Annotated in this window: 1 protein-coding gene; it reads right to left on the reverse strand. The window is 56.0% G+C overall.

Features of this window, described 5'->3' with window-relative positions:
* The coding region (locus tag FLQ44_RS19370; protein ID WP_206208993.1) for an aquaporin at positions 1 to 268 on the reverse strand (268 nt) is incomplete at both ends.

The raw sequence follows: 268 nt of genomic DNA on the forward strand, positions 1-268 counted from the left end.
TGGAGAGTGTTCGCCGAAGCCGTTCGACGCAAATCCGCTGGCCGCGGCGTCAAATCCGGCTTTACCGCTGGCAATTACGTACAGCACCGCCGCGGCAATAATACCGCCAATAACCTGGGCAATAATATAGCCAATAATATCTTTCGCCGGGAAACGTCCGCCCGCCCATAATCCTAATGTGACGGCCGGGTTGAAATGACCGCCGGAAATATGCCCCACGGCGAATGCCATGGTTAATACAGTTAAGCCGAATGCCAGCGCGACGCCG

This window comes from Vogesella mureinivorans, from assembly GCF_007644035.1.
Classification (GTDB): domain Bacteria; phylum Pseudomonadota; class Gammaproteobacteria; order Burkholderiales; family Chromobacteriaceae; genus Vogesella; species Vogesella mureinivorans.